This window comes from Chamaesiphon sp. OTE_20_metabat_361 (assembly GCF_031364565.1).
Genome location: NZ_JANLWO010000076.1, coordinates 1 through 5,444, shown reverse-complemented (window position 1 = coordinate 5,444; position 5,444 = coordinate 1). Strand labels below are relative to the sequence as shown.

The 5,444-nt window shown below is 47.6% G+C and carries 7 protein-coding genes; 4 read left to right on the top strand and 3 right to left on the bottom strand.

The features are described from left to right. The 3 genes from RMO35_RS02035 to RMO35_RS02025 all read right to left on the bottom strand — a co-directional run. Positions 1–204, bottom strand: a 204-nt coding sequence (locus tag RMO35_RS02035; protein ID WP_309738207.1) for an FAD-dependent oxidoreductase, incomplete at its 3' end; no start/stop codon positions are given. Positions 205–371: 167 nt separating this feature from the next. After that, positions 372–572: an NblA/ycf18 family protein gene (locus RMO35_RS02030; protein ID WP_309738206.1), complete on the bottom strand. Its 201-nt coding sequence runs from the start codon at positions 570–572 to the stop codon at positions 372–374. Positions 573–621: 49 nt separating this feature from the next. Next, positions 622–771 (bottom strand): hypothetical protein, encoded by a 150-nt coding sequence (locus tag RMO35_RS02025; protein WP_309738204.1) that lies wholly within the window; start codon positions 769–771, stop codon positions 622–624. A gap of 218 nt (positions 772–989) precedes the next feature. Here RMO35_RS02025 and RMO35_RS02020 point away from each other — a divergent pair, with 218 nt between their 5' ends. From RMO35_RS02020 to RMO35_RS02005, 4 genes are all read left to right on the top strand, one after another. Then, a complete protein-coding gene (locus RMO35_RS02020) occupies positions 990–2,159 on the top strand; it encodes a response regulator (protein WP_309738203.1) in 1,170 nt (389 codons plus the stop codon). A gap of 34 nt (positions 2,160–2,193) precedes the next feature. Continuing rightward, positions 2,194–2,556 (top strand): response regulator, encoded by a 363-nt coding sequence (locus RMO35_RS02015; RefSeq protein ID WP_309738202.1) that lies wholly within the window; start codon positions 2,194–2,196, stop codon positions 2,554–2,556. A 148-nt stretch (positions 2,557–2,704) separates the two neighbouring features. After that, positions 2,705–3,298, top strand: a complete 594-nt coding sequence (locus tag RMO35_RS02010) for a chemotaxis protein CheW (protein WP_309738201.1) — start codon at positions 2,705–2,707, stop codon at positions 3,296–3,298. 12 nt (positions 3,299–3,310) lie between these two features. Next, positions 3,311–5,444 (top strand): GAF domain-containing protein (locus tag RMO35_RS02005; RefSeq protein ID WP_309738200.1); only part of this gene is annotated, 2,134 nt, incomplete at its 3' end.

The window sequence follows — 5,444 nt, the reverse complement described above, 5'->3', positions numbered from 1 at the left end:
CGGGGACACGCCACCACCACAGGGTTTATACCGAGGGAGGGCATCTTTTTCTAAAACTAATACCGATCTGCCTTGTTTGGCGAGATGGTAGGCTGCACTGCCTCCTGCGGGGCCAGCACCGACGATAATACAATCAAACATAAGATGGTTATCTAGATACTTCGATCGTGACTTTAATCTGCCACAATCTCGACCATTGTACAACCAGCCATCGCCTTGGCACTATTTAGCTGTTACTAATATTGTTATGTCAGACAGTTCGCGCCCCAATCCCCATCTTACCGATATCTGCTTGTAGATAGAGAAGGAGGTCGCTCACTAGCGACAATTCGATCGAGTCTCAAGCGGCTGAAACTGTGGATACTGTGATTTTAGGCTGCTTGACGATCGGGTTCTTCAATGCCCCATTGGTGTTTGAGTAAGTTTTTGTAGCTATTTTCTTGGAGCATCATTTGCTTGTACAGGTTTACCAGAAATTCCTGTGCTTGATCGCGGCTCATGTCTTTGACTTGGTGCTCGAACGAGCGGATGCTAAATTGTTGCTCTAAGGATAGGTCGAAGGATTTAGACATAATTGACTCCTGCTTTGGGTATTAAGCAAAATCGTCCCACTGGGGACAGTTATTTGAGTTGTCGATCGCGGCTCGATCGAACCGCCATGTTAAGAAGTATAACAGTCGTTTGACAATGATGTCGATCTGTACAAATACAGATCTGAGTTAGTCCGATCGGCAGATACCGATCTGAGGGCACTCCGATAACTGATTTCATTTTTAACAAATTAATTTGCTGAGGAATGCTCAGCATGAACAAACTTGCAATTTTGTCAAGATACTTTGACAATTCTTGAGCTGGGTCGAGATCGATCTCTAAATTTATGGCGATCGTGAGCAAAAGATGATGGCGGTGGGCATAATGATCCTACGGAATCGAGACAAATTAGCCTTAACTGAGTCCCGCATGGTACCTGCTGACAACGGAAAAATTAAATGGTTGCTGAATACATCACGCTAGATCGCTTGGCTACTGAGTTGAGTGAAATCAAGCACCAACACTTCAGTGGACAAATTTTACTCAAAAGTTCATTGGGACATGAGTGGTGCCTTTATATTTACCTCGGTCGCATCCTTTATGCTACTGGCGGTAGTCATCCCATTCGACGGTGGGTGAGAAATACCACGATTATGGGTGTAGATGCTAGCACTGCGGAGGATCTTCAAGCCCGGATCGAGGCATTAACCAATATTTCGGCATTGACATCCACAGAGCTAACTAGTTGCTGGGAGTACTATTTGCTGATTAATTGGGCAAAGCAGGGACGGATGACCCGTAATGGTTTGATTAAGCATATCCAAACCACGATCGTTGAAGTCCTGTTTGATATCGTCCAAGCCGAAGAAGTCACCTATCAGCAGGTAGCCCAAGATCTGCTCAGTCCTCAACTAACGCTGATCGATCTCGATCGAGCATTAGGAATTGCCGTTCAACAGCAGCAGCAATGGCAGCAGGCTGGATTAGTAGAAGTCTCACCAGATCGAGCCATCAAAATCTTCGCTCACAGTGAATTTCAAAGAATCGTTTCGCCATCAGCCTATCAGGCACTCCAGTTCGTATTAAATGGAGAACATAGTATTCGCGAAATTGCTGCCAAGGCGCGCAAATCACCAGTCGCTATCGGTCAATCTTTTCGAGCGCACTTGCAATCGGGGATGCTCGGGCTGCTCGATCTGCCCGACTTTGCCAGTCCGGTTGCCAAAAGTAAGTATCCCTTGGGACAAAAAGTACCACTGATTGTCTGTATCGATGACAGTCCATTTGTGTGCGATCGATTAGAACAAATTTTTCTGCAAGAGGGTTATCAATTTATTAGTGTGATGGATTCGCTCAAAGCCATTCCGATCGTCGTTGGCAAAAAGCCAGATCTGATTTTTCTGGACTTGGTAATGCCCAATGCGAACGGTTATGAAATTTGTAGTCGGCTCCGCAAAATCGGTGCTTTTCAAAATACCCCGATCGTGATCTTGACAGGTAATGATGGGGTCATCGACAGGGTGCGTGCCAAAGTTGTGGGGGCAACTGATTTTCTGACTAAACCAGTTCAAGCAGAATTAGTACTAGAAATCGCCCAAAAATATTTACAGCCTGTCGCGATCGTCTAATTTTAACATCCCTATTTATACCATAGTACCACAGATGTCTACAGCACTGATTGTCGAAGATGTTCAGACCGACTTGATGATTTTGACTAATTATTTGGAGACTTTGGGATGGCGAGTGATTTCCGCTATTAATGGCGAAGAAGCTCTTAATTATTTAAGTTCTAATAAGCCAGATATTGTTTTTTTAGATGTGGTCTTGCCGGGACGCAGCGGCTTTGAAATTTGTCGCACGATTAAGTCTCAGGTCGATACTCAGAAAATACCAGTTGTGATGTGTTCGACAAAAAATACCGACATGGATCGATTTTGGGGATTAAAGCAAGGAGCAGATCTTTATTTGACTAAGCCAGTAAATCGCAGTGATTTCATTGAGGTAATTCAAAAATTAGTTAATTAAATTAATTGATAACTAGGGCTTTAGAATACGGATTTAAATTCCTATTTTTTGTTAAATGATATTCTTTATTAAAATTATCGCAGAAGTTCAGACTAGAAGTGTCAGTAATAAATAGCGTTGACAAAAATCGCGATCGAGGGGTGATAAATTGCAAGCCAATAGTTACAAAGAGCAATCGACAGTAGGTGCAGACTCAGGCCGAAATCGCCGCCAATTTTTAAGGTTTTCCCTGCAACCAGGCACTACGGCGCTAATTGAGGTCGAGCGGACGATCGAAGTTGCGAATATTCCCACCGATCGGATCGTCCCGATGCCACATTTGCCCCCAGCAGTCAGAGGTGTCTACAACTGGCGGGGGAAAATTCTCTGGATTGTGGATTTAGCACTATTACTAGGTCTGGGTGGAGCTACTCAACGTTATCGCAGTGTCCAGCCGACGATCGTCCTCAGCAGTGGCGGCGAGGCCGATATTTTTCCGCGACAGCAGTTATCAGTTTCAGCAGCAGCCGAGCTACCAGGGTTGAAAACCATTGGTTTTATTGTCGATGAAATAGTCGAAATTGAATGGTGCGAGTTAGATGCCACTAGCGGTTCCCTCCCGGCGGATCTCCATCCAGCATTAGCTCAGTGGGTGAGTGGGGTGTGGGAATCGCCCGATGGGGAAGATTTATTGATATTAGATGGGCAAGCAATCTTAGATCGTGCTGATGCCCCATCGGATTTAAATTACTTTTTTAGATAAAAAAATAGCCAAATGAAGACGATCGAAGATACAGCGAAAAAGAGTGCGGTCACAGCCACACCAGTGCCATCAACCCCGCCAGCACCAGCGATCGCCCCACTAGATGAGCCGCAGCAACTCCCAACTGCACCGCTCCCGACGGGTGATTCGTTTCGCCTACGACAATCGCTGCAACAGCAAATCTTTTTACTAATTTTGCCGTTTATTGTCGTGCCGCTAACGATGAGTGGTTGGTTGGCATTTCATCGCAGTAATCAACCAGCACCAGACCGCTCACAACAATCGGCGTCGGTGGCGACACAAGCAGAAAATTGGTACATAGATCTAATTGCGTTGCTAGCGATCGGCACTATCAACATCGGCATGGCGGTCTGGATCGTCCGCCGAATCGCCAATTCTATCGATCGAGTCACCACCAAACTCACCGAGGCGGCTAACGGCGATCTGAGCGTCCAACTCGACCCCAATGGTAGCGCTGAGTTTCAAGCGCTGGCAAATGGCTTCAATCAATTAGTTACCAATTTCGATCGGACGCTCCAACAACAGCAACTCGCCGCTCAATCCAACCAGCTCTACGGCAAAATCGCCTCGATCGCCCAAGAGTCAGTAGATCGGCTGCAAGTTTATCAGACTGGCGCAAGTGGCATCCGCCGCATTTTACAAGCCGATCGAGTAGCAGTTTTCCAGTGTCATCTAGATGGCACGGCGAGCGTCATTGCCGAGTCGGTCGGGTCTGGGCAGCGCGCGACGATCGATACCCCACTCGGTCAGATGTATTTTGCCGAGCTACCGACCGAGTTAGAACGCTATTCGCTGGGGCAAAGTGTCACCTTTAACGATCTTCAGCAAGTGAAGCTGAGTCCCAACCGCCAGCAGTCGATCGCGCAAATGGGTGTCAAATCGATGACGATCGTCCCCATTTTAGCTGGTAAACAGTTAATCGGCTTAGTCTCGATCCAGCAATGCGACCGGGTGCGCCATTGGCAGGCTTGGGAGATCGCGTTTGGGATTCAAGCCGCACAACGACTGGGTTTGGCGATCGAGCAGATTATGACTTGGAATACCCAAGCCATTGAGTTACATCGCTCGAATCTATTGTCTCAGGCGCTACAAGTCAACGAGCCAGCCGAGTCGATCGAATTACTCGATCGGGCAGTAGCCAGTATTCGGGAAGAATTTAATCTCGATCGGCTGATGGTCTTCGGTCGGAGCGATCGCGAACGCGGCGAAATTATGGCAACGGCGATGGCACCAGCTTATCTGCTGCCAGATGCGGTGATGATGAACCAGTACCTTCAGTACGAACTCGATCGTGAGGATAGCGCCCTCGGTCAAATTTCTTGTATTTACAGCCTCGATGCGGCTGGTGGACTTAAATCTGCGGAGATCTCGCTCTTAGAACAGCTCCAGATCCGCGCGCGCATGGTAGCGCCGATTTTAGTAGAAGGTCAAATCTTAGGATTGGTAATCGGACAGGTGTGTAATGGCGAGCGGAAGTGGACGCTCGGCGAGATCGATCGATTCACAACCGTGGCAGATCGGATCGGATTGGTACTCGAACGGCGCAAGTCGATCGAGCGCAAAGCAGTCCAAGCCGCACGGAAAGATTTAGTCTTAGAGATTACCCAGCAACTGCGCTCCTCACTCGATCGAGAGACGATTATTACCACCGCACTGACGAGTATGCGCACGGCGGCGGGACTCGATCGGGCGGTCTTTGTGACATTTAGCGACAATTTTCCGACCCAGATCGGTGCTGAAGCAGTCGCTCCTGGCACTTTATCGATTTTAGGTGAAGTACTCGATCGGTCGTTATTCGATCGCCAGCAAATATTAAGTTACGGCAAGGGTCAGATTTCCACGATCGCCGATATCGAACGAGCGGGGTTAACAGATGTCCAAATCGCCAATCTGCAACGCTTACAAGTGCGGGCGAGTGTCTTTATCCCAATTTTAGTCAACAATAAATTAGCGGGGCTAATCGTGGGCGATATGTGTCACGCGACTCGGAATTGGGAGCCAGAACTCCTCGAAACGCTCGCGCAGATTGCCGTTCAAGTCGGACTGGTCTTAAATCAGGCGCAACTATTTGCCCAAAGAGAAGATGATGCGCGTAAATTGCAGATTATTTCCAATTTCACCCTAC

Bases quoted from the DNA above. Each gene is read 5' to 3' on its own strand.
- RMO35_RS02025 (WP_309738204.1), bottom strand. From the start codon at position 771: ATGAAATCAGTTATCGGAGTGCCCTCAGATCGGTATCTGCCGATCGGA.
- RMO35_RS02015 (WP_309738202.1), top strand. From the start codon at position 2,194: ATGTCTACAGCACTGATTGTCGAAGATGTTCAGACCGACTTGATGATT.
- RMO35_RS02020 (WP_309738203.1), top strand. From the start codon at position 990: ATGGTTGCTGAATACATCACGCTAGATCGCTTGGCTACTGAGTTGAGT.
- RMO35_RS02030 (WP_309738206.1), bottom strand. From the start codon at position 572: ATGTCTAAATCCTTCGACCTATCCTTAGAGCAACAATTTAGCATCCGC.